Consider the following 23,612-nt stretch of genomic DNA (forward strand, 5'->3'; position numbering starts at 1 on the left):
ACGATCTTGTTCTGCCCGCGTCAAGTCCGATTGGCGGCCGGAAGCCCCTGACGCGTTGGGTGAACGTCCAGGAAATGTATCGCACCGATCGAATTTTTCAGCGTTCCGTGCGACGGCCGCCGGTTCTGGCGGCCATTTCGAGGGCGTTGGTGGCCAGTGCGGCGGTCTGGGCCAAGGCGATCGGCCAACCCACCACCGTGCGCGGGGAAGTGTCCGGGAAGTGTCCAGGACCACACGGCGGTACACCTTGCACTCGCGGGTGGGTTTCGGTATGGGGGTAGCCCCTCGGATGAAATTCTCGGCACGCGTCCGCACTGGCTGTCAGCCTCTCGTCACAATGGGAAACCTGGGAGAGTGCCTCCTTGGGAGATTTCTCGTCGCGCAGCGCTTCCATGACCGTTGCCGTACCATTCGAATGATCGCAATTCCTAGTGGCTGGCAGTGGCGGAGATACTTGTGTCGTGATCGAGTTCGGCGTCCTTGGACCCCTACAGGTAGCGCGCGACGGACAAACCATAACGCCGGGTGCCGTGATGTTGCGGCGTCTGCTCGCGGTCTTGTTGTGCCGGGCTGGTAGGTCAGTGCCGGTTCCGGTGCTGTTGCAGGGACTGTGGGGAGACGCTCCGCCACGCAGTGCACGCAAAACGCTACAAGTGTATGTCCGTCGCCTGCGCCAAACGTTGGGTGAGGACGGGCGCATCGTCTACGGTGAGGGCGGATATGCGGCCACCGTGACACCCGATGAGATCGACTCGTGGCGTTTTGAGAAACTGGCCGAACGCGGACGGTATGCCTGGTCGAAAGCGGACCTGGAGACGGCGGGGGCACGCCTGGAAGAGGCGCTGGAGCTGTGGCGGGGGCCCGCGTACGCCGGACTCGGCGAGGTCCCGACCATCGCGGACGAGGCGCGGCGGCTGGCGGAGCAGCGGTCACGGGCGCGGGAGGACCTGCTGGCCGTCAAGGTCGATCTGGGCAGGCATGCCGAGGTGGTGGTCGATCTGTCGGGAATGGCCGACGAGCTGCCCTACCGGGAACGGCTGTGCGCCCTGCTGATGGTCTCGCTGTACCGGACGGGCCGTCAGGCCGAGGCGCTGCAGGTCTTCCGGCGGGCGCACGCCACGCTGGTGGAAGAACTCGGGGTCCAGCCCAGCCCGCTGCTGCGGCGCATCCACGAGTCCATTCTTCGCGAGGACGAGATTCTGACCAAGCCCGCACAGGAAATCTTGCTGCACGCCGACGAGCCGGTCACCAGCGCGTTCGGGCGGATGGCGGCCGCGCGACCGGATTCGGGTCAGGCCACGAAGCCGGTCCCCCAGGTCGAGCCCGCGACGGCCGTCCCGGCGTTGTTGCCCGCTGACATCGAGGACTTCACCGGCCGTGGCGAACAGGTGGAGTTCCTGCTCGAACGGCTGTCCGGCGATCGTCGGTCACCGGCGGTGCCGGTCGTGTCGGTGGTGGGCCGGGCCGGGGTAGGGAAGACGACCCTCGCCGTGCACGTGGCGCATCGCCTGCGCGCGGCGTTTCCGGACGGGCAGCTCTATGTCGATCTGCACGGCGTCGGCGATGGCACAGGGACGCCCGCCGATCCCAACGAGGTGCTCGGTCGGTTTCTGACCACCTTGGGTATGCAGGGGCGGGCGCTTCCCGAGGGACTGGAGGCGCGCGCGGAGTCGTACCGGGCCTTGGTCGCAGGTCGCCGGATATTGGTGGTCTTGGACAACGCTGGTGACGAGCGGCAGGTTCGTCCGTTGCTGCCGGGCAGTGCGACATGCGCGGTGATGATGACCAGCCGCCGTCGGCTGGGTGGGCTCAGCGCCCATGTCCTGGAGCTGGACGGGTTCGATCCGCAATGGGCCCAGGTGCTGCTGGAGCGGGTCGCGGGCGCTGAGCGGGTGGCGGCGGAGCCGGAGGCCACGATGGAGATCGCCGAGCTGTGCGATCACCTCCCCCTCGCGATCCGGATCGCCGGGGCGCGCCTTGCCGCCCGTGAGCACTGGAGCCTGGCGCATCTGTCCCGCCTGCTGCGGGACGAGCGCCGACGCCTGGACGAACTGGCGGTGGGCGATCTGAGTGTAAGGGCGAGCCTGGCCTTGGGCTATGGCGCGCTGACGGCCGAGGAGAGAAGGGCGTTCCGGCTGTTGGCGTTGCTCGACGCGCCCACCTTCACATCGTGGGCGCTCGCCGCGGTCGTCGATTGCAGCGTCGAACAAGCCGACGAGCACATCGATGAACTGCTCGATGCCGGACTGCTGCGCTTCACCGGCACAGATCACTGCGGCCAGTTTCGCTACGCCTTCCATGATCTGGTACGGCTGTACGGTCGCGAGTGCGCCGAGGCCGAGGAGACCGCGGGCGAACGGGTCGGCGCCCTCACTCGGGCGCTGGGAGCCTGGCTCACCGTGGCCGAAATGGCCGACAACGGGCTCACCGAGCGAGTGGTCGCCGACGTTCGGGGCACGGCGCCTCGCTGGAAGCCGGATCAGCGAACGACACGCGCGCTCGTCGCCGACCCGCTGGCGTGGTTCGACAGCGAGCGAAGCGCTCTGGTGGCTTGCGTAGCGCAGGCTTGCCATGCCGGGCTGGACGAGCTCGCCTGGGAGCTGTCGGCATGCGTGGTCAACTATCTCGCCTTCCGCGGACTGCACGAGGACTGGAAACAGACCCACGAACTCGCGCTGGACATGTGCATCCGCGCGCACAACGACCTGGGCAAGGCAGTGATGTCCCGCAATCTCGGCTTTTTGCGGGTCGTCGGATTGAGGACCTCGCCTCTCACCGCTTTGGACAATAAGGATCAGGCGCTCACGACGTTCCGGAAACTGGGCATCCAGCACGGCGAGGTCGACGTGCTCTCCCTCCAGCTCTTCTCGCTGCGCCGTAAGGGCGATTACGACGGCGCGCTCATTGCGGCGGACCGGGCCATGAGCCAGGCGGAACGCATCGACTACAGGCTCGGCCAGGCCCGATTGTGGTATATGCGCGCCCTCATCAATCGTGAGCGAGGACATTACGATCGCGCCATCGCCTGCGCGCGGCGCAGCCTGGACCTGGCGCAGGAGACCGGCTCCGCGTATGAGAGAGTGCTCGCGCTCTGGGAGCTGGCGGCGGCCTGCCGCGATGAGGAGACCGCTCATCAGGTGATCGCCCGGCTGCACGATGGCCTCGCCGAGTGCGATCAGCGTGGCGAACGACTCCTCAGGGCCTATCACGAGCTCGCCCTTGGTGACCTGCACCGCAGGTTCGAACGTCCCGGGGCTCGCGATCTGTTGCTCTCGGGGCTCTCGGTGCTGAACGAACACCGCGTGCTCTTTGGCCAAGGCGCGGGACTGCGCATGCTCGGTCAGCTTGTCCACGCCCTCAACCGTCCGAAACAGGCGGTCGCCCACCTCGCCAAGGCCGTCGAGATCAGCGCCAAGCTACGCAGCATCCACGAACATGCCTTGGCTCTCAAGGCCCTGGGTCACGCCCAGTGCAGCCTTGGTGCGCCCAACGCGGCCCTAGCCTCCTGGTGGCGTGCTCACCGTCTGTTCGAACGGATTCCCAACACCGTTGAGGCCGCCACGCTGACCAGGCTGCTGGACGCTATGGTTTCCGGCGATGTGGCGGCGTGCGCCGGGCCGCAGGGGTCCATGCCCTGATCCGGCATGACCAGCACGTCGTGGGGACCTCCTGTGAAACCACGGCACACCTGCGGCGCAACCACGGTGCAACCATCCCGCAACCGCCGCCCCCGATGCTTGATCGAGTGAGACAAGAGATCAACACCACCGTGGCGCGATCGGGCCCGCCGACGATGCGCTCGGACGGCGAGTCGCGGGTCATCGGACTGGTCGAGACCGGCGACCGCATCGGCGAGCAGCACGAAAGGGATTGAGCTCCGGATGCCACGATTCACGAGGCACAACGTTCCCGTGCGCAACGCGCGTGGCGCTGTGGCACCGGCGACGCGTGGGCAAGTGAGCGCCTGGATCGACGTCGAACGCCTGATGCCCGACACATCCTTCTACACATCGCTCGCCCCCATCGACGTACCGGACGGAACCACTCGGGAAGGCGTGTTCCATGCGCTGTCCCAAATCGTGACGCGACAGGAATCGCTACGCACACTCTTCCACCGGGACGCCTCCGGAGCGGTCGTCCAGACCGTGTGCCCGGAGGGAGAGGTGGTCGTCGAGATGTGCGAAATCGATACCGCGGAGGACGTCGATACCGAGGCACTGGTCGAGCGGGCGATCTCCGACGCGATCAAGCGAGGCTTCGATCACGCCGTCGAGTGGCCGGTGCGAGCTCTGCTTCTGGAAGTGGACGGGAAGCCGCGGCGGATGGGCCTGGTCATCTCCCAGATGGCGGCCGACTACCAGGGGCAGCAGGTACTCGCCCGTGAGCTCCGGGCCATGATGAGCGGAAGGCCGATGCCCGCCCCCGCCATCCAGCCGATCGAACTGGCCGCCCGGGAAAGGGAACCGTCGGGACAGCGCCGGCTGGAACGTTCGATCGAGCATTGGCGCAGGCAGTTGGAGCGCATGCCCGTCACGCTCCTCCCGGGTGACCCCGGGGAACCGGAGACACCCCGCTACACCGCGGTCTGGCTCCGTTCCCGGGCGGCCGCGCTCGCGGCCGATGCCCTGAGCGTTCGATACGGCGGCAGTTCGTCGGCGGTTCTCCTCGCCGCCATGGCGCTCCTGCTCGGGCGCGCGGCGCGGACGTCCCATGCCACCGTCCTGCTCATCGCGGGCAACAGGACGGACCCGGATCTCCGCGAACACGTCGGCCCGCTGGTCCAGGAGGTGCCGGCGACGGTGGATCTGACCGGGCCGACCTTCGGTGACGTGATTCACAGCGCCTGGTCCGCGTCACTCACCGCTTACCGCAACGCCCAGTGCGATCGTGAGGCGAGCGACGGACTCCGTGCGAAGATCGGCGTCGAACGAGGCTGCGAGCTGGACCTTTCGTATTACTTGAACGACACCCGTCCCCGGTCGGCATCGAGGGCCGCCGTCGCCCCAGGGGACATCAGGGCGGCGCTTCCCGAGACCCGCCTGGGCAGCGATCCCGGGGTCGAGCGGGACAACCTGACCTTCTTCCTGCGCCTGCGTTCGACGGCGGGCGCCCTGGAACTGCACCTGCGTTCCGACTCGCGCATGCTCCCGCGGGACCGCGCGAGAAGGTTCCTCCGTGATCTCGAGGCGTTGCTCGTGGTCGCCGCGGAAAAGGAGGCGGCGGACTCGCTTCCGGAGCTTTTCGATGCCGCCGACGGGTTGTACGGGTCCGGGCCGGACCGAAACACGATCCGCACGGGAGATGCACAGAGCTAGGGCCTGGACGTGGTGCGCGCACGACACGGAACAGGACAGGACCTGACAGAGCGCGGCGGGAGGCCCCGGCACACTCAATGATCACGCCAGCAGCAGGCCGGCCACGCCGTTCAACGGGCCGGACCGCATCGGGAGTGGCACGTCGATCAACCGGAAGAGTGCCCTCCTTCTCCTTCTCGGCCGTGAGCGTCCCGGTCTGCCGACCGTGACCTCACCTTCATCCGGCAACCGGCTGCGGGACTGTTCACCGCAGACGGTCGAGCGTCAATCAATCAAGTCGTGACCACAGGGGGTTCATGGGTGCGTGTGGGAGCGCTCCCATGAATGAGGGACGGACGTCAGCATGACGCGTCGGACTCGTGATCAGGGAAAATCATGAACAGAAATTCGCACGCCGTGACCGATCAGGACAAGCTCAATCGCCGTCTCGGCCTCGCGCGGGAGGGATACGTCGCCGAGGAAAGGACCGCGCACGTCACCTTGGTGATGCGGGACGATGTCGTCCGCAGCGGCCTGGAGACGCTGTTGGTCGGAATCCCGTTCGTGGCGTCCGTCCGCTCCGGGGAGACCTTCGACCAGATCGCTCCTGGGCTGGCCTCCGGATCACGGAGCATTCTCATACTCTCGACGGCGGAGAAGAACTGGCCCCTCACGCTGAGCCAGGTACTCGCCTGGGGATCGCTCAAGGTGCTGCTGCTCCTGACGGATCCGCACATGATGATCCAGTCCAACGACGTCGCCGGAACCGATGGTCTGCTGCTCCAGTCCGAGCTGGACCGCGGCACTCTCGCCCGCGCGTTGACGCAGGTGATGATCGGCGAGGTGGTGCTCCCGGCGGCCCTGGCCAAGCGGCTTCTCGCCGGTCGCGCCGCGCCTCCGCAGCAGGAGAGGTTCCGCTCCCGGGCTCTGACGGACCGGGAGCTGCAGACTCTGCGACTTCTGTCGGACGGCCTCAGCAACAAGCAGATCGGCAGGCGGCTCAGCATTTCCGAACACGGTGCGAAAAGACTGGTGGCCAGCGTGCTCATCAAACTCGACAGTCCTAACAGGACCAGCGCCGTGGTGACCGCGATCCAAGAGGGCCTGCTCCCGTAGCCGATCGAGCGGCCATGCCCAGTTCGGCGCCTGCTCCTCCGCTCGGGCGCGGCTGGCGGAGCGGCCGTACGAGCACCAAGGATGCATGACGCCGCCCATCGTGTCGGCGACCCGAGGGCCGGGGCGTCCCCCGGCGAAGCCCGGCTCTCCTCGAACCGAGGAGAGCCGACAAGACCGGATGAGGCATCAAGGGACAGGAATCAAATGACGTCGTCGGTGCTGCTCGAGGAACGGCCGGAGCAGGGCACGGACCGTATCGGACTGCGGGCCTTCAGCAGGCTTCTGTGCGACCTGCGCAGGACCATCGGGATCAGCCAGGAGGAACTGTCGGGGAGGTCTGGGCTCAGCGTACGGACCATTCGCAATCTGGAGACCGGGCGCACAGAACGTCCCCGGAAGCGAACCTGCGAACTGCTCGCGTCGGCCCTGGAACTGTCCGGCGGCGAGGCGGGACGATTGATGGCGGCCGCGGGGTGGGCGGACGGCGTGTGGAAACCGCCGACCCTCACGTACCCGCAACGCCCTTCTGAGCTTCCGGCCGCGACATCGATCTTGGTGGGCCGCGGTCACGTCCTGGCCGAGGTGCGCCGGCGGCTGGCCAACGACCTCGCGGCGCCGAACTCCGGCCGGCTCCTCATGGTCACGGGCCCGCCTGGGAGCGGCAAAACCGCGGTCGTCCTCCACGCCGCGTATCAGTTGCGGGAACGGTTCCCGGACGGCCAGGTCTTCGTGGACCTCGACGGCTCCCATGACGTGCCGCTCGTCGGCGACGTGACGGCTCGCCTGCTCAGGGCGCTGGGGGTGGATCGGTGGCCGCGATCCGCGGAGGAGCGCGCGGCCATGCTTCGCGCCGTCCTCGCCGACCGGCGAGTGCTTCTGGTCGTGGACAACGTCGACAGCGAGGCACAGATCCGCCCGTTGCTGCCCTGCCTGTCCGGTAGCGCAGTGCTTGTGGCTTCCCGCTGCAAACTTTGGGCCCTCCCAGGGGGCCACACCATCGAGTTGGGAGCGCTGTCGTTACAGGAATCCGTTCTGCTGCTGGCGCGATTGGCCGGACGGGAGCGCACGCAAGCCGAGCCCGCCGCCGTCCACAGCATCGTCCGGTCGTGCGAAGGTCTTCCGCTGGCGCTGCATATCGCTGGGTGGTGGATCGCCGCCCGACCACATCGGAAACTGGGCGACCTTGCTGACCGGCTGGCGGACGAGAACCTGCGCATGCGCTATCTCCGCATCGGAGACCTGTCGGTGGCCTCAAGCGTCGAAGCCGGTTTCCGCAGGCTGCCGGAGACCGCACGGCATGCGTTGCATCGGCTCGGCTCTTTGCGCGGCGCCTTCGACGTTCAGGAAGCGGCCCACGTCCTGGAAATGACCACTGTGGCCGCGGCCGATGTCGTCGACGATCTGGTGCACTGGCAGATGGTGCGCATGACCAGCCCCACGGTCGGCGGAATCCACCGCTACCGGCTGCACGATTCCGTTCGCCTATACGTCAGCCAGCTGCTTGGTTGCGAAGATGGCAGGCCCAGGGATGGCGAGCGACCACACGGTCCGCAGGAAAACAGCCGGGTGCAGAAGCCTGCAGTGCAGCAATGTGCAGCTTTCGGGGAAACGCTGGGTCGTCGACACTTCTGATGAGTCGTACACAACGAACCCTAGTAGTGTCGAGGTCCATGGGACATGCCCCAGACATTGGATGACTTCAGCGTTGGGGACCTGATTCTCCGGCATGCACGAGCATTCCCGGACAAGGCGGCCCTCATCGTGGTCGCCAATGCGGCCGACGATGCCTGGACGTCGGTCAGCTACCGGGAACTGGCCGTCCGCGCCGCACGGCGCGCGCACTGGCTCATGGCCGGGGCGAATGGCCTGAACCGAGGCGATCGAGTGGTACTGGCGTTGCCGACCGGGTTGGAGTTCGCCGAGGCGTACGTCGCCTGCCTTATCGGCGGCCTCGTCGCCGTCCCGGTGCCCACGCCGGAAAGCTCGCGGGAAGCCGCGCACCGCTTCGCCGGCGTCGTCCGGGACGCCGAAGCGGGCGCGGTGCTGGCCATGGAACGAGATGTCGAAGAACTGCGGAACGCGCTCGCGCCGGAGGCTCGGGCGCTGGTGCGGCTGGTGGAACCCCTGCCGGACGACGGTATCGAGCCCTTCGCCACCGCGGCGGCGGGCGACCTCGCGGTGCTGCAGTACACCTCGGGATCCATCGGTGACCCGAAGGGCGTGATGATCAGCAACGCCAATATGAAGTCCAACGCCGGCGCCCTCGCCGAGGCCCTCGGATTGGGGCCGGACGACCGTATCGGCGGCTGGGTTCCCATGCACCACGACATGGGGCTGTTCGCGATGCTTAGCACGTCGCTGGTGCTCGGCATGACGTGCGTCCTCATGCCACCGATGGCCTTCCTGAAACGCCCGAAGGACTGGCTGCGAGTGATCGACCGTCACGAGATCACGATCACCGCCGCCCCGAACTTCGCCTACGACATGTGCCTGCGCACCGTCTCCGACGCCGATCTGGACGGTTTGGACCTATCCCGCCTGCGCTTCGCGATAAACGGCGCCGAGCCGATCGTCGAAAAAGTGCTGCGGGAATTCACGGAACGGTTCGCGCGAGCCGGGCTCGCCCCAGGTGTGGTGACTCCGGGCTATGGCCTCGCGGAGGCCACGGTATTCGTCAGCGCGAATTCATCGGATACCCTTCCACGGGTCTTCCACGCGGATCTGGACCGGTTGGCTCACGGCGAACTGAAAGCCGGCGGCGAGGCCGCTTGGCCGCTTGTCGGATGCGGTTTTCCCAACGATTTCGACCTGCGCATCGTCCATCCCGAGCTGTGCCATGAGGTCCCTCCGGGCACCATCGGTGAGATCTGGCTGCGTGGACCGAGCGTCGGGCTCGGGTACTGGCGGGATCCCGGCGCCACCGAGCGGACGTTCCGTGGCACCACCCGGGGCGACACGGGCTGGCTGCGCACGGGCGACCTGGGCGCGGTCGTGGACGGCGAACTGTACGTGACTGGCCGACGTAAGGAAATCCTGATCATCCGGGGCCGTAACCTTTACCCGCAGGACTTGGAGGTCGAGGCGCGCGCCTCCCATTCCGCGCTGCACGGCTTGGTCGGCGCCGCGTTCTCGGTGCCGGGCGAGACCCACGAGATCCCGGTGATCGTGCACGAGGTTCATCCGCGCACCGCGGCGCACGAACTGCCCGCGATCGTCACCGCCATCCAGGAACGCCTCTCCGCGCGCCTCGGCCTGGCGGTGGACAACGTCGTCCTGGTTCGGCGGGGCTCCGTGCGCCGGACCACAAGCGGGAAGATCCAACGCTTGGCGATGCGGGACCGGTTCCTGCGCGGCGACCTCACCTGGCGCCACGCGCTGCTCGACGCGGGTACCCGGCGGCGCGCTGACGCCCGCCGAGAGCAGGCCGTGGGGGCCGGGCGATGAAGGCGGCCGAGAACAGGAGCGCCGACCGGGACGCGTCCGGCCTCCCCGATACGCTGGCCCACGCCCTTACCGCCGACGGCACGTTCACCGCAGAGTGGTCCGCACGTGCCGACCACGACGAGTCCTTCCCCGACGTGGCCTGCGCCATCCTCGATGGGCTGGGTCTCGCCGCCGCGTACGTGCCCACGACGCTTGGCGGGACATGGTCCGATCACGAGCGGCTGCTGCGGCTGGTCCGGGCGGTGGCGGCGCATGACATCACCGTGGCCGTCGCCCACATGAAGACCTTTCTCGGCTCGGTCTCGGTGTGGCTCTCCGGCGATGACGCCCAGTGCGCCCGGCTCGCGGACGTGGTGCTGGCCGGTCGCCCCGTCAGCTGGGCGCTATCGGAGCCCGACCACGGTGCCGACCTGCTCTCCGGCGAGGTCACCGCGCTACGCGTGCCCGGAGGGTACGAGCTGAACGGCGTCAAGTGGCTCATCAACAACGCCACGCGAAGCGATCAGATCTGCGTGCTCGCCCGCACCGATCCCGTCGGCGGCGGTCGCGGCCACAGCCTGTTCCTCGTGGACAAGGCCCGGCTGGCGGAGGGTGGTTACGAAATCCTGCCGAAGTTCCGCACGGTCGGCATTCGCGGCGCCGACATCAGCGGCATCGCGTTCCACCACGCGGTCATCGCCGAGGACACCATGGTCGGCCCGGAGGGGACCGGGGTGGAGACGGTGCTTCGAGCATTGCAGCTCACCCGCGTCGCCGCCACCGGCCTGTCGCTGGGCGCGGCCGAGCACGCGCTGCGGCTGTCCGTACGCTTCGCGAGCGAGCGGATCATCCAGGATCGGCCACTCATCGAGCGTCCCATCGTTCGCCATAGGCTGGTCCGCTGCCTCGGCGTGCTGCTCGCGGCCGAAGCGGCCTGCACCCTCGCCGCCCGGAGCGTCCACACCCTGACGGAGGAGCTGAGCATCGTCTCCGCGGTCGTCAAGGCGGCCGTGCCCACATGGATCGACTGGGTGATCAAGGAACTGGCGGAATTGCTGGGCGCGCGTTCGTTCCTCCTCTCGGCCTTCGCTGACGGGATGTTCCAGAAACTGCAGCGCGACCACCAGATCGTCGCCATCTTCGACGGCAGCACGCTCGTCAACCGGGCCGCGCTCATCGGCCAGTTCCCACGGCTGGTGCGGGGGTACGCCGAGGGCCGCGAGGATGCCACCGCGCTGGCCCTGACGGCCGATCTGGGACGCGAAGTGCCGCCGTTGGACGCTACCCGGCTCGTGCTGTCGGCGACACGCGGCTGTAGCGCGGTCCAGGCCCTCCCCCGCATCCTCTCCGAGGAGGAAGGCAATGCGGAAATTCCGTTCGCCACCGACCTGAAGAAGTGCTTGGACGAACTACACGAGGGGCTCTCACGCGTCAGCCCGTCGCCGTTCCCGTCAGTCGTCGCCTTTGAACTGGCCGAGGCGTATGAAGCGGCCTACGCGGCGGCGGCCTGCCTACACCTGTGGCAAGGCGGACGCGGTGGCCGCGTCGGTTGGTGGCTTCCGGTCACGTTGGCCGAGCTGCTGCCACGTATGAGCCATGGGCCGTCCGAGCCGGGCAGCGGCCATGTCTCCATCCCGGCCACGGAGGCGGCGATGGATTGGCTCCTCCACGCGGTCGCGGAGGGCGCGCCGCTTTCCTTGCGCTCGTTGCTCGCCGCCGATGAAGGAGTGCGACCATGACCGGCGCCACACCGCTTGCGGGACGGCCAGAGAACGGCCCGGCCTTCTCTTCGGTTACGGCTCGTCTCGACCATCTCGATGAACTCTTCGGCGACCCCTGGGACGACGCCAACCCGGTCGGCTTCGCCGCCTTGCTGCAGGCCGACGAGCGCGCGGAACCCAGCCCGGATGCGGAGAAGGTGCTCGACACCTACTGCCTGAACGCGGAATTCGTCCCCGCCGACCACGGCGGCCGGTTCCACGACATGGAGACCTTCGCCGACATCATGCGTACGGTGTGGCGTCGCGACCCCTGCCTGGGACTCGGTTACGGCTTCAGCTCCTTCATCGCTGGCGTCAACGTCTGGGCCGCGGGGAGCATCGACCAGCAGGCCGACGTGGCCGAGCTGCTGCTGTCCAATCGGCGGGTGGCTTCCGCCTACCACGAGCTGGCCCATGGCAACGACTTCTCACGGGCCGAGTTCTCCGCCCGCAGAAGCGGCCGGGAATGGGTGTTGAACGGACGGAAGGAGGTCATCACCAACCTCTACCGGGCCGACGCCCTCGTCCTGTTCGCGCGCACCGACGAGGCACTCGGCAGCCGGAGCCACTCGCAGTTCCTGGTGCCCAGGGACGCCCTCACCGATGATCGCATCGACTTCCTGCCTCGCTTCCCGAGTTCGGGCATGCGTGGCGTCAACCTGGGCGGCGCCGTGTTCAGCGACTGCCGCCTTCCAGAGAAGGCGCTGCTCGGGCGTGAAGGGAGCGGCATCGAGACGGCGCTGCGCTCCTTCCAGCTCACCCGGCTGGCGTTGCCCGCGATGGGTCTCGGGATCGTCGACACCGGTTTGCGGACCGCGCTGGCGTGCGGCTTGGACCGACGGCTGTACGGGCGAAGGGTGGCGGAGATCCCACCGGTCCGCTCGACCTTGGCCGGGGTCTTCGCCGATCTGCTGATGGCCGACGCCTTTTGCCGGGTGGTCGCCCGGCAGCTGCGCGTAGCACCGGACCAGACACCGGTGACCGCCTCGGCGGTGAAGTACCTGGTGTCCCGGCTGCTCATCGACGCCATGGACGAACTGCGCGGCGTCATCGGCGCGAGGGCCTACCTCCGCCAAGGCCCTTACGGCATCTTCCAGAAACTGGCACGGGACCTCGCACCCGCTGGATTCGGACATGCGTCCCGGGCGGCGTGTCAGGTGACCATCCTGCCGCACCTGCCGCGCCTGGCACGCCGGTCCTGGTTCAGCGACGGGCCCGCGCCCGAGGCGCTGTTCGGGCCCTCCTCTTCCGTCCCGGCTCGGGTGGACTTCACCTCCCTTCTGCCCGGGGGCACCCGCACCGACAATTTGAGCGGCACCCTTGTCACCCTCGCCGCCGAACTGGCCGGGCCGCCCGGTCGGCTGGCGCGGCGCTTCCGCGAAGAGCTGGCCGGACTGCGCCGGGAGTGCGCCGAGATGCCTCCCGCGGACCTCACCATCGACGCCTCACCCGCTGCCTACGACCTGGCCGCTCGCTATACCGCCGTCCTGGCGGCGGCGGCGTGCCTCGGTACGTGGTGGCACGCGCGAAACGCCGGCGTGGCGTTCCTCGCCGAGGAGGCGTGGCTCTGTGCGGCGCTCGACCGGCTGGCCGCACGGATGCCGGGCGGCAGGGTGCTCACGCACGAGGAGCGAGCCGAGTCGGAGCAAGCGCTGTTCGAGCAGTCGCTTCGACGCCATGAGGAGAGACGGCTCTTCGATCTGACCGCACGTGCGATCCCAGGATGACCGACCGTTGACCGCAGCGACAAGGTGAGTGAACCAGGTGACGACCGCACAGCAGCCGCGCGAGGACGCGGAAACCATCCACGCATGGGTCACCCGGCAGGTGGCCCACTATGTGAAGGTGTCGCCGGAGAACATCGATCCGGATGAATCCTTCACCGCCTATGGTCTCGACTCCCTCTACGCCGTCGCGCTCTGCGGCGACATCGAAGACCACTTCAACGTGTCCGTGCCCGCGACACTGGTCTGGGATCACGACACCGTCACGCGGCTCGCGGACGCGGTGGCCGCCTTCCTCCGCAAGGCTCAGACATGACACGACTGGCGGAAGTCGCAGCATTCCTCCCGGAGAAGGAGGTGCCGATCGAAGTGGTCTGCGGACCGGGAGGTCCTAGCGAGGCGGACGTTCGGCTGCTGCGCCGCTACTACGGGCTGAACTCGGTGCGCTGGGCGCCGGAACTGGACCTGGCCGGTTTGCTGGTCTCCGCCGGAGAACGGCTGACCACGCTCCCCGAGAAGCGGGACCGGATCCGGTACGTGATCGCTGCCCGCACCCTGCAGGTGGTCGCCCCGGACCCCGGCACGGTGCTCCGGCGGGTCCTCCGGGAACTCGACCTGGAGCATGCCCAAGCCTTCGCGCTCACCCAGCATGCTTGCGCCTCGGGACTGCTGGCGGTCGAGTTGGCCGGTCGGCTCCTGGCCTCGGACGGTGACCCGGAGGCGCTGGCACTGGTGCTGACGGGAGAGAAGGCGTTCACAACCAGCGCCCAGTTCATCCCGGGCACGGCGGTGATGGGGGAGGGCGCGGCGGCCGTCCTCGTCGGCGGTGATGCCGGACCGGGTGACGCGGTGCTCTCCTACGCGACCCGTACGCGCGGCGAATTCCGCGAAGGGCTGACCATTTCCCCGGAACAGGCGGCCCGGTTCGGCAAGATCTACACCGAAACGGTGGCGGAAGTGATGCAGGCCGCCGTCGACGCGGCGGGGATCTCCATGGCCGATGTCGACCTGATCCTGCCGCACAATGTCAACCGGATCTCATGGGTGCGCCTGAGCCGTCACCTCGGCTACCCCGTCGACCGCGTCTATCTGGACAACGTGCCCGTCACCGGGCACTGCTTTTGCGCCGACGCCTTCATCAACCACTGCTCGGCCGAGGCCGCGGGACGACTGAAGGCACGCGACATCTACCTGATGGTCGCGGTCGGCCTTGGCGCGACGTTTTCGGCGATGGTCCTCGAAAAGGCCGACCCGAAGGTCTGAGCCTTCCGCAAACGACCAACCACGCAGGGGGACACCTGTGTCCGTTCAGAACTTCACGCACCGGCTCAGGAGCGCCATGCGGGCCGCCCCACAGGCGCCGCTCGTCATGCTCGCCAACTTCGAGGTCGAACGGCGGTGGGGGCACGGAGAGTTCGGCTTGCCTTCCGTCGGTTTCGCGGCCTCCGACGCCATGGTGAGCCACATGGACGAGTTCGCGCTGCTGCTCGCGGGCCCGGGCGACGTCGTCGTGCTCAAGGAGCCGCCCGACCCCGTGTACCTGGACTACCTCGGCAAGGCGGGCCTGGAGCTGCCGCGCGTGCTGATCAGCGGTAGCACGGATCCGGCGCGCTCGGTCACCGAAGAGGCGCTCGACCGGCCTGAATTGATCGGCGAGCTGAGGCGCGTCGCCGAGCGCGGGGGGATCCTGATACCGCACGGCGCCTCCGACCTGGAGGTCCGGCTGGCGGTCGAGGCCGGCCTTCCGCTGGGCACCGCCGCGCCCGACATCTGCAAGAAGGTCAACAGCAAGCTTTACAGCAGGCGGCTCGCCGATCGGCTTGGCATCCGGCAACCTCGCGGCTGGGCCTGCGCCTCGCTGGACGAGTGGGGGGAGGCGCTGCTGGGAGCCGGAAGGCTGCTGGCCGAGGGCCGCGGCATCGCCGTCAAAGACGCCTACGGCGTCTCGGGCAAGGGCATCGTCAGGATCCGCGACGCGCGGCATTTGAGCCGTCTGGACACCATGACCCGGCGACGGTGGCAACGGCACGGCGCGACGGTGCTCAACCTTCTCATCGAGGAGTGGGTCCCGAAGTCCGCGGACCTCAACTACCAGTTCACCGTGGGCCGCGACGGGTCCGTGCACTTCGACTTCGTGAAGGAGGCCGTCACCGAGAACGGCGTGCACAAGGGCCATCTCATGCCGGCATCGTTGACAGGCCCCCAGATGGAGGAGCTTCGCCGGACGGCCCAGATGGTGGGGCGGGCCCTGGCGGCGGACGGCTACGTGGGCGTGGTCGGCGTCGACGCGATGGTCGACCCGGCCGGCGGGCTCTACCCCATCGTGGAGATCAACGCACGGCTCAACATGTCCAGCTATCAGGAGCGGCTTCGCTCGGAGGCCGTCGGCCCGGAGCGCGTCGCCCTGGCCCGCCACTACCTCGTGCGCTGCACGGCGCCGGTCTCGTTCGCCGAGCTGGCCGCGGTGCTGGACGACCTGCTCGTCACGGAGCCGGGCGGCGAGGGCCTCATCGTCAACAACTTCGCCACCGTCAACGCCCCCCTGGCCGTGAGCGAGCCCGGCGCCGAGGCCGAGGGACGGTTGTACGGGCTGGTGGTGGGCGCCGACCGCGCCCGTGTCGCCGCGCTGGACGACCAGATCACGGCCAGGCTGAACGAACGCTTCGGAGCATGATCTCGATGACCACGGAATTCACGGTTCAGGGCATTCCCATCAGCGACCTCGCCGGTACCTTCGGCACGCCGCTCTTCATCTACGACGCCGACGTGCTCCGATCCCAATACCGCACCGTGCGGGAACGGCTGGATCCCGCGGTGGACGTGTACTTCTCACTCAAGGCCAACCCGAACGTCGCCGTCTGTGCGCAACTTCACGAGGTCGGCGCCTCAGCCGAAGTGTCGTCCATGGCCGAGCTGCTGACCGCGGCCCGGGCCGGTGTCCCGGCCGAGCGGACGATGTTCCTCGGCCCGGGCAAGAGCGCCGACGAGCTCGCCGCCTGTGTCAAGGAGGGCGTGGGCCTCGTGGTGTGCGAGTCGTTCGGTGAGCTGGACCTGCTCGACGACCTGGCCGCCGATCACGGCCGCACTCCGGACGTCCTGCTGCGTGTGAACCCCTCCTTCAGCGTGAAGGGTTCCGGGCTGACCATGGGGGGCAAGCCGCGGCAGTTCGGTATCGACGAGGACCAGTTCGACGCCCTCGGCGATGTCGCGGCACGGTGGCCGCGCCTGCGCGTACGCGGCGTCCACGCGTACCTGGGAACCCGGCTGCTGCACGCGTCCGCGATCGTGGAGAACACCCGCCGCATCCTTGAGCTCGCGGAGCGGCTCGCGGCCTCGGCGGGCTTCCCGCTGGACATCGTCGATGTCGGCGGCGGGTTGGGCGTGGCGTACTTCGAGGGCGAGCGGGACCTCGACATCGGCACCGTGGTGGACGGGATCAACCCGCTCGTGCGCGACGCCGTGCGGCGCCGGCCGGGACTGCGTGTGATCATGGAGCTCGGCCGCTATCTGACCGCCCCGGCGGGCATTTACGTCACGCGGGTGCGTTATGTGAAGACCTCCCGCGGCGAACGGTTCGCCGTGGCCGATGGCGGCACCAACCACCATATGGCGGCCGTCGGCACCGGGTCGTTCGTCAAACGGAACTTCCCCGTTCAGGTGCTCACCGACGTCGATCGGCCGGGCGCCGAGCTGTGGAACGTCACCGGTCCGCTCTGCACGCCGAACGACACTCTGGTCAAGCGGGCCGAGCTGCCGCCGCTCCGGCCAGGGGATCTGATCGGCGTTCACCGTTCGGGCGCCTATGGTCCCTCCGCGTCGCCCGTCCTGTTCCTCGGTCACGGCCATCCCGCCGAGGTGCTGGTCGTGGACGGCACGCCCCACCTTGTACGGGAGCGCGATCTCCCTGAGGAACTTCTCGCCAAGCAGCGACTGCCGCTGCACACCACCACCGTCCCATCGGGAGTTGATCGAACATGAGCACCGGTACCACCGCAGAGGACCACGACCTCCAGGCCATCGTCCGCAGCGTCATCGAGGCACTCGCCGAGGTCCTGAACCGCGAGCTGCCGGACGCCGACTCCGGCACACGCCTCTTCGAGGACCTCAGCCTGGACTCCACCGCCGTGCTGGAACTGCTCATGGCGGTGGAGAGCCGGCTCGGCGTCGAGTTCGACCCCGACACCTTCGAGCAGGACCACTTCGCCACCGTCGGATCGCTCAGCGCGTACATCAAAAAAGCGATCTCATGAAGGGAAGAGAGGGGATAAGGACCTACCGGCCGGTGCGGGTGGACCCCCGGACGAGGTCGGGGGATCCGTTCCTGGCCGCTCAGTCCCGGACGGTCCTGGGAGAGCCCGCCGGGGCGGGAACGGCCGATCCGATGATCGAGCGGTATCTGCGGGACATGCTGTCGTCCTACGGCGCGGAGAGTTCCGGGAGGATCGAGGGGAACCACAACGGCTACTCCTTGCTGCTGGAACGAATCCTGGCCGAGTTGCGTCCGCTGCCATCGCTCGACCTCGTCGTGTTCGCTCACGCACGAGTGGACTGTGACCCGAGGCGCTCGCTGTCGGGGACGGTGAGCCTGGAATGCGCGGGGGACCCGCTGTGCTTCGCCGTGAGCGACCAGGGTGAGACCGCGGCCGTCACGGCCCTCGATCTGGTCCGGCGCCACCTCCGGCACGGATGGGCAGAGAACGCGCTCGTGGTCCTGCTCGATCAGACGACGCATGCCGGTATCGATGCCGCTCCCGGACCCGCGGAGGACTTGGCGGTCGGCATGGTCTTCCGGTCGGCCGACCGGGGCGCTTCGCACGGCTGGGCGTTGCGCGCAACCCGCACCGGGGTGTCCGTGCCCCATGACGGGCCGAAAGGTCTCGTAACCGCTCTGGCGTCACTCGAAGGGTCCCTGCCACCGTTGCGCGATCGTGCCCGGATCGCTGTGGTGGGCCCCGCGGACGCGCTGCAGGAGGAGGTCCTGTCCCGGCTGCCTGGAACGGCCTACGGGGCCGTCGGTCTCTGGCCGGTCGCCGGGCCGGCGCAACCTATGCGGCTGTGGCTTACAGCGGTCGACGTTCTGACGGAGGGAGCCACCGATGGCTGTCAACGGCTTTACATCGCCCGCCAAGAGAACACGGGAGGCAGCTGGGACCTGTGCGTTTTTGACGCCGTACCCGCCACAAAGGAAGCAGCGGCATGACCGGGCCCTTGACAAGAGGTCCGCGGCTGTGCCGGCTGGCGGCGGAGAAGGGGCTGGCCCCTGCGCTCGACGATCTTGTCGCCGGTCGGATGCAGAGCGAGGACGGTGACATCCCCTACGGGCCGGGCGGGCATGCCGTCGTCCCCTTAGGCGTGCTCACCGACCGGCAGCGCTCCGCCTGTCTGGACATCGTGGCCGTGGAACGGCCGGACGAGGGAAAGTACCAGGTCGCCATGCTTCGCCGGTCCTCCGGCGAACGCCTCGGGGAGGAACCGCCCTGGTGGCGGAGCGCGGTGGCCTGGCTACGCCTTGGCCTGTCCCACCGGCTGCGCGCGCAGGCCGTTGAGCGGCTGCGGGAGCGTCACTCAGGTGAGCAGCGGCTCGTCGCTCGGCAGATGGTGCAGGACACGCTCGCCGACGCGCTCGCGGAACAGCTGGAAGCGGAGGCGCTGTTGCTCGGAGAGCCGACGCTGGACGACGGGCGGCCCGCGGTCCAGGCGTCCCTGGGGATCAGCACCGCCGACCGGCTGTTGCTGCACCTGATGGGAGCCAGCGGTTTCGAGGCGAACGGGGTCGGTGCGGTCACCTGGATCTCCGAACTGATCGCCGACGCCTATCTGCCGGATCCGGTGGAGGACGAGGGGAGCGACGGTGCTTGAGCTCGACGAACGGCTCCAGCGGCTGCAGGCCCAGATGCGTGAGTGGTCCGGTGAAGTGCACCGGCTGGCACTGGAGGTGGACGCCTCCCCGGAGAACATCGAGAAGCTGATCGAGTTGCCGGCGCTGCGCTACCTGGCCACCCTGCTCATCCCCGCCGACCGCCAGCCCTCACCTTTGAGGCTCGGTCCCCACGTGTACGACGGCACCCGCTGTATCGAGCGTGTCGTGGCGATCGAGGAGCTGGCCTCGGCGGACGCCGCCGCCGTGCTCGCCGCACCGGGGCCGTCCCTGTCCGGCGTGATCGTCGCGCAACTCGCCGACGAGGAGCAGAAGGAGTGGTACTACCAGCGGCTGCTGAGCGCCCCGCGGTGGACCTTCTTCGCACTCACCGAACCCGCGCAGGGATCCAACGCGGGACAGCTGACGACCCGTCTGCACCGGGACGGCGATGCCTGGAGGTTGACCGGCGCGAAACGTTACGTCGGCGGTGCGGCCCGGGCCGACCTCGGAGTGGTCGTGGCACGCCGCTCGGGCGGGCCGCTGGGCGTCACCGCCGTCCTGGTCGAAACGTCCGAGCCCGGGTTCGCCGCCGTACCGCTGCCGACCGTCGGGCTGCGGGCGGCCGGGCTGTCGGCGATCACGCTACGGGAGGTGCCGGTCAGCGAGGACCGGTTCCTGGGTAGGCATCTGCCCGCTACCGCCCGCGGCATGAACGCGGTGACCCGTACCTTCCACCAGTTCCGCCCAGGCGTGGCGGCGATGGCGTTAGGTGTGGCCAGAGCCGCGCACAAGTACGTCACCGACCACCGTCGCACGCTCCGGGTCGCCGAGCGGCACCGGCTGGATGAGCTGGCGGCCCGCATCCACACCGTAAGACGCCTGGTGCGGCTCGCGGCGGCGCGTGTCGACGCCGATCCGACGGACGGTGCCCTCGGCTCGGTGGCGAAGGTGCGCGCCGTGGCGCTCGCCGAGCAGGCGACCGCTCTCGCTCCACGCTTCTTCGGCTCCGGGGCACGCCTCGACCACCCGCTGCTGGACAAACTGGCGCGGGACGCGCTGGGGCTGGAGTTCATGGAGGGCACGTCCCACATGCAGAAGCTCTCCTATGTGCAGAGCCATTTGAAGGGGCGGCTGACCGGTGTCTGAAGGGGCCGCGGCACGACGCGCATCACATGAGGATGCGGAGTGCCCCGCGGTAGCGGCAAACCCTTCACCAGTGCCCCGGCCATCACGTCCCGGGTCGGGAGTCCGGGCGGAGATACGCCGCCTCGCGCTCCCGCTGGCCGCGGGCGGACTGATCAGCGTCCTGGCCCAGACCCTGATCGTGATGGCGCTCGGCAGAGCGGGCGACACCGAGCTGTACCTCCGCTCCCTGTACATGCCCGTCGCGTTCGGCTTCGCCGCCGTTTGCGAGGGCATCGGCATCGCCACTCAGGTGGCCGCCGCCAGGGCCCATGGACGCGGCGACCGTGACCAGGAGGCCCACCTCGGCGCCGGCTTCCTGCTGCTCGGCGCCGTATGGATGACCATCGCGGTATGTGCCTTGCTGGTCTGCGCTCCGCTCGTCGCGGATGTCATGGACGTGAGCGCCGACCAGTCTGGGCGCTTCGAGTCCTTCCTGCGTTGGACGGCGCTGGCCAACATCGTGCGGATCGTGCCCGTCGTCGGGGCCGGGATACTGCGCGGTCGTGGCCGGGCGGGCATGGCCACCGTGGTCACCGGAGCGGCCGCCACCACCGAGGTGGCGGTCGTCGCCGGGCTGGCCGGCGCGGCCGGACTGGGCGTGTTCAGCGTCCCCTGGGCGATCCTCGCGGAGGCGGCGGTGGGCGCCTGTCTTCTGCTCGCCATGGGCCGCCGGAGCTTGCCACCGAGCCTGCGCGCCCATCCCGACGTCCGTTCGGCCGCGAGCCTGCTTGCCCGGGTCGGGCTGCCGGTCGCCGCCTCGTTCGGTCTGCTCAGCAGCTTCAGCCTGGCCGCGCTGTGGGTGCTCGCGCCGCTCGGCGCACACCTCCAGGCCGCCTACTCGACCGCTTACACAGTACAAATGCTGGTCATCGTGCCGACGATCGCTCTCGGTTCTGCCACCGCGATCGTGATGAATCACAGGATCGGAAGTGGAAGGCATCAGGAGCTGCGCGCCGCCTTCCGGGCCGGCGCGCAGCTGACCCTTCTCTGGTACACCGTCGTCGCCCTCATCATCTGGGCGGCGGCCGGGCCGCTTGCCCGGATCGTCTCAGGAGCCTCGACGGTGGCCCCATTGGTCGAGCGGTACCTCGAACTGATCGGTCCCACACTGCCCTTGTTGTGCCTGGTCTTGATGGCGCTCACCGTGCTGGAGCAATTGGGAGAGGGCTCGCTGGCGCTGACCCTCAATATCGTCTACTTCGCCACGGTCATCTGCCTCGGAGCCGCCCTCGTCGAGCCGGGCGGCGCCCACGACACCTTCTTCTGGATCATCGTGGGGGCGAATGTGGTGGGCGCCCCGGTCGTCGTTCCGCTGACCGTCTGGCGGGTGCGCCTGATCGGCGCCAAGGAGTTGGGAACGTGCGAGCGTTGACGCGCACGTCGGCGGGGCCGGTCGTTCGGTACATCCGCTTGGCGGAGGAAAGACGGTGCGGGCCCATGCTGCGTGGGCTTCTGGACGACGACGAAAGAGATCGGATGCGCCGGCTGCCCACGGCGGCGCTGCGGGAGAACTACGCGCTCGTCCACGGCAGGGTGCGCATGGTGCTCGCCGAATTCTGCGACGTGGACCCTGTTCAACTCCGCTACTCATTGGGCCCACGGGGGAAGCCGGAAACGGTCGCCCCCGCCGCTGCCGTCGGCGTTCATTGGAACCTGAGCACCTCCGGCGATTGGGCGCTGCTCGGCATCTCCCCGGGACGGCCGGTAGGCGTCGATCTGGAACTCGTGCGAGTGCGGGCGGCCGCGGTGCCGTCGCTCGCGCGCTACTTTCCTCGCAGCGACCGGGAGGAAATAGCTGCTGTGTCACCGGCCGAGCGTCCCCGCGCTTATCACAGGACCTGGGTGCGCAAGGAGGCGTGGGCCAAGGCCCGGGGCCTCGGCGTGATCCACGCCCTGCGCCATCCGGTGGCGGAAATGCGCGCCGATGAACCCGGCCGGGTCTGTGACATCGACGCGCCCGACGGCTACGTCGCGGCGGTGTGCCTTGGATCAGACGGTCGGGAGGCTCCCTCGGCCGCGTCGCCGTTCGACCTGTCGGCTGCCATCGCCAGTCCCAGCCGGTAGCCGAGCTGGAATCGGCTTTGAGCGTCGTAGGTGGCCTTCAGCTTCGCCACGTGCGTGGCGTAGGAGCGCGGGCTGAGACCGATCCGCTTGGCGATGGCACTGTCCGATTCGCCTTCGATGAGGCAGCGGACGATCGTCTCTTTCAACCAGTCGCTGACCAGGGCGGCGGCCTTCGGATTGTGGGTGCCGTCGAACACCTTCGCACGATTCCAGTTGTGCTCGAAGACCTCCGCGACGAAGCGGACGAGCGGGCGGCTTCGGATCAGCATGGCGGTGTTGTGCCGGGCGTCCGCCGGCAGGAACGCCGTGCTGCGATCCACCACGATGAGCCGCTCACAGAAGTGGTCCAAGGTGCGCACCTGAGCACCGTGTGCCTTCAGGTCCGCGAAATAGGACCGCAGCTGCGGATCATGACGAGCCGCGTGCTGGTAGAGCATGCGTACATCGACCTTCCTCTCCAGCAGAGCGATGGTGTGCTCGTGCACCTCCTCAAGGACGCCCGCGGGGCGAGGGCCCACGGGTTGGGCGGTGAGCACCTCGTCCGTGCTCTGCTCGACCGCCTCACGGACGGCCGCGCGGATGAGGTCTTCGTCGGTCAGGTACACCAGCTCGTCGCCGTCATGGCCGCCGCCCTCGGCAAGCTCGCGAAACTCCCGCCCGAACGGCGGTAGGAGTTCGGACAGCCGGGCCGCCTGCTCCAGCAGGTGCCCCGCGGTGGCCCGCCACTCGCCGCCGAGCCGCGCCTCGACCAGCCGGGGATCGACCGGCAGGTAGGTGCCGAGGCGTCCGTCGTGCTCTTTCAGCAGGCCCAGTTCGCACAGCTGGGCGAAGGCCGTCCGCAAGGCGGCGGTAGCGTGCCCGCCGGAGAGATCCGCCAGATCCGCCTCTCGGAGCATGCCGTTCTTCAGCGCGTGGGAATAGAGGCGCAGCGCTGTCTCGTCGAGCGGCGGCAGGGCGGTCGTCCGTGGTCGCCGAAGGGACCGAGCCGCCTTCACTTGGTGCGCTCCCGTGATCGGCCGTTCGCGCTCCGCCAGGAGCTCGGTCAGGACGGTTCCCAGCTCCGCGGTGCGGCCTCGTCTCGTCACGAGATCCCCCCTCGATATCGATGTGATTCGGCTTGGGAACAGTCAAGTGAGCCGCCGGCGCGGGCGCCAGGAATTCGATCGGCAAAACGGCGGAAAAATCG

General features: G+C 68.6%; 19 protein-coding genes. 18 read left to right on the forward strand and 1 reads right to left on the reverse strand.

The window, feature by feature from the left end:
- Window positions 1-461 precede the first annotated feature (461 nt).
- The 18 genes from ACGWYJ_RS08025 to ACGWYJ_RS08110 all read left to right on the forward strand — a co-directional run bounded on the left by ACGWYJ_RS08025 (window position 462) and on the right by ACGWYJ_RS08110 (window position 22,426).
- Window positions 462-3,638, forward strand: coding sequence for a BTAD domain-containing putative transcriptional regulator (locus ACGWYJ_RS08025; protein ID WP_395105034.1), 3,177 nt, complete (start codon window positions 462-464; stop codon window positions 3,636-3,638).
- A gap of 107 nt (window positions 3,639-3,745) precedes the next feature.
- Window positions 3,746-3,874: a hypothetical protein gene (locus ACGWYJ_RS08030; protein WP_395105035.1), complete on the forward strand. Its 129-nt coding sequence runs from the start codon at window positions 3,746-3,748 to the stop codon at window positions 3,872-3,874.
- A gap of 82 nt (window positions 3,875-3,956) precedes the next feature.
- Window positions 3,957-5,315, forward strand: coding sequence for a condensation domain-containing protein (locus tag ACGWYJ_RS08035; RefSeq protein WP_395105036.1), 1,359 nt, complete (start codon window positions 3,957-3,959; stop codon window positions 5,313-5,315).
- Window positions 5,316-5,690: 375 nt separating this feature from the next.
- Window positions 5,691-6,410 carry a response regulator transcription factor gene (locus ACGWYJ_RS08040; protein WP_395105037.1) on the forward strand — a complete coding sequence of 240 codons (720 nt, stop codon included), beginning with the start codon at window positions 5,691-5,693 and terminating at the stop codon, window positions 6,408-6,410.
- A gap of 204 nt (window positions 6,411-6,614) precedes the next feature.
- Window positions 6,615-8,042 (forward strand): NB-ARC domain-containing protein, encoded by a 1,428-nt coding sequence (locus ACGWYJ_RS08045; RefSeq protein ID WP_395105038.1) that lies wholly within the window; start codon window positions 6,615-6,617, stop codon window positions 8,040-8,042.
- A 45-nt stretch (window positions 8,043-8,087) separates the two neighbouring features.
- Window positions 8,088-9,854, forward strand: a complete 1,767-nt coding sequence (locus ACGWYJ_RS08050) for a fatty acyl-AMP ligase (protein WP_395105039.1) — start codon at window positions 8,088-8,090, stop codon at window positions 9,852-9,854.
- Window positions 9,851-11,572: an acyl-CoA dehydrogenase family protein gene (locus ACGWYJ_RS08055; RefSeq protein ID WP_395105040.1), complete on the forward strand. Its 1,722-nt coding sequence runs from the start codon at window positions 9,851-9,853 to the stop codon at window positions 11,570-11,572. Before ACGWYJ_RS08050 ends, ACGWYJ_RS08055 begins: the two co-directional genes overlap by 4 nt.
- Window positions 11,569-13,320, forward strand: coding sequence for an acyl-CoA dehydrogenase family protein (locus tag ACGWYJ_RS08060; protein WP_395105041.1), 1,752 nt, complete (start codon window positions 11,569-11,571; stop codon window positions 13,318-13,320). Before ACGWYJ_RS08055 ends, ACGWYJ_RS08060 begins: the two co-directional genes overlap by 4 nt.
- A gap of 37 nt (window positions 13,321-13,357) precedes the next feature.
- Window positions 13,358-13,633: an acyl carrier protein gene (locus ACGWYJ_RS08065; RefSeq protein WP_395105042.1), complete on the forward strand. Its 276-nt coding sequence runs from the start codon at window positions 13,358-13,360 to the stop codon at window positions 13,631-13,633.
- Entirely contained in the window at window positions 13,630-14,580 is a 951-nt protein-coding gene (locus ACGWYJ_RS08070) for a 3-oxoacyl-[acyl-carrier-protein] synthase III C-terminal domain-containing protein (RefSeq protein ID WP_395105043.1), read from the forward strand. The genes ACGWYJ_RS08065 and ACGWYJ_RS08070 overlap by 4 nt, the downstream gene beginning before the upstream one ends.
- Window positions 14,581-14,656: 76 nt before the next feature.
- Window positions 14,657-15,991, forward strand: a complete 1,335-nt coding sequence (locus tag ACGWYJ_RS08075; protein ID WP_395105044.1) for an ATP-grasp domain-containing protein — start codon at window positions 14,657-14,659, stop codon at window positions 15,989-15,991.
- A 5-nt stretch (window positions 15,992-15,996) separates the two neighbouring features.
- Complete coding sequence (locus ACGWYJ_RS08080) at window positions 15,997-17,295, forward strand: type III PLP-dependent enzyme (RefSeq protein WP_395105045.1); 1,299 nt, start codon at window positions 15,997-15,999, stop codon at window positions 17,293-17,295.
- Window positions 17,292-17,567: an acyl carrier protein gene (locus tag ACGWYJ_RS08085; protein ID WP_395105046.1), complete on the forward strand. Its 276-nt coding sequence runs from the start codon at window positions 17,292-17,294 to the stop codon at window positions 17,565-17,567. The genes ACGWYJ_RS08080 and ACGWYJ_RS08085 overlap by 4 nt, the downstream gene beginning before the upstream one ends.
- Window positions 17,568-17,698: 131 nt before the next feature.
- Window positions 17,699-18,517 (forward strand): hypothetical protein, encoded by an 819-nt coding sequence (locus tag ACGWYJ_RS08090; RefSeq protein ID WP_395105047.1) that lies wholly within the window; start codon window positions 17,699-17,701, stop codon window positions 18,515-18,517.
- Window positions 18,514-19,176: a hypothetical protein gene (locus tag ACGWYJ_RS08095; RefSeq protein ID WP_395105048.1), complete on the forward strand. Its 663-nt coding sequence runs from the start codon at window positions 18,514-18,516 to the stop codon at window positions 19,174-19,176. Before ACGWYJ_RS08090 ends, ACGWYJ_RS08095 begins: the two co-directional genes overlap by 4 nt.
- Window positions 19,169-20,323: an acyl-CoA dehydrogenase family protein gene (locus ACGWYJ_RS08100; protein WP_395105049.1), complete on the forward strand. Its 1,155-nt coding sequence runs from the start codon at window positions 19,169-19,171 to the stop codon at window positions 20,321-20,323. The genes ACGWYJ_RS08095 and ACGWYJ_RS08100 overlap by 8 nt, the downstream gene beginning before the upstream one ends.
- 70 nt (window positions 20,324-20,393) lie before the next feature.
- Window positions 20,394-21,734: an MATE family efflux transporter gene (locus ACGWYJ_RS08105; protein ID WP_395105050.1), complete on the forward strand. Its 1,341-nt coding sequence runs from the start codon at window positions 20,394-20,396 to the stop codon at window positions 21,732-21,734.
- A 65-nt stretch (window positions 21,735-21,799) separates the two neighbouring features.
- Window positions 21,800-22,426, forward strand: a complete 627-nt coding sequence (locus ACGWYJ_RS08110; protein ID WP_395105051.1) for a 4'-phosphopantetheinyl transferase family protein — start codon at window positions 21,800-21,802, stop codon at window positions 22,424-22,426.
- Here the strand turns inward: ACGWYJ_RS08110 and ACGWYJ_RS08115 are convergent.
- Complete coding sequence (locus tag ACGWYJ_RS08115; RefSeq protein ID WP_395105052.1) at window positions 22,327-23,511, reverse strand: hypothetical protein; 1,185 nt, start codon at window positions 23,509-23,511, stop codon at window positions 22,327-22,329. The two genes, ACGWYJ_RS08110 and ACGWYJ_RS08115, sit on opposite strands and share 100 nt — an antisense overlap.
- Window positions 23,512-23,612: the final 101 nt, after the last annotated feature.

This window comes from Actinomadura sp. SCN-SB (assembly GCF_043906805.1).
Taxonomy (GTDB): domain Bacteria; phylum Actinomycetota; class Actinomycetes; order Streptosporangiales; family Streptosporangiaceae; genus Spirillospora.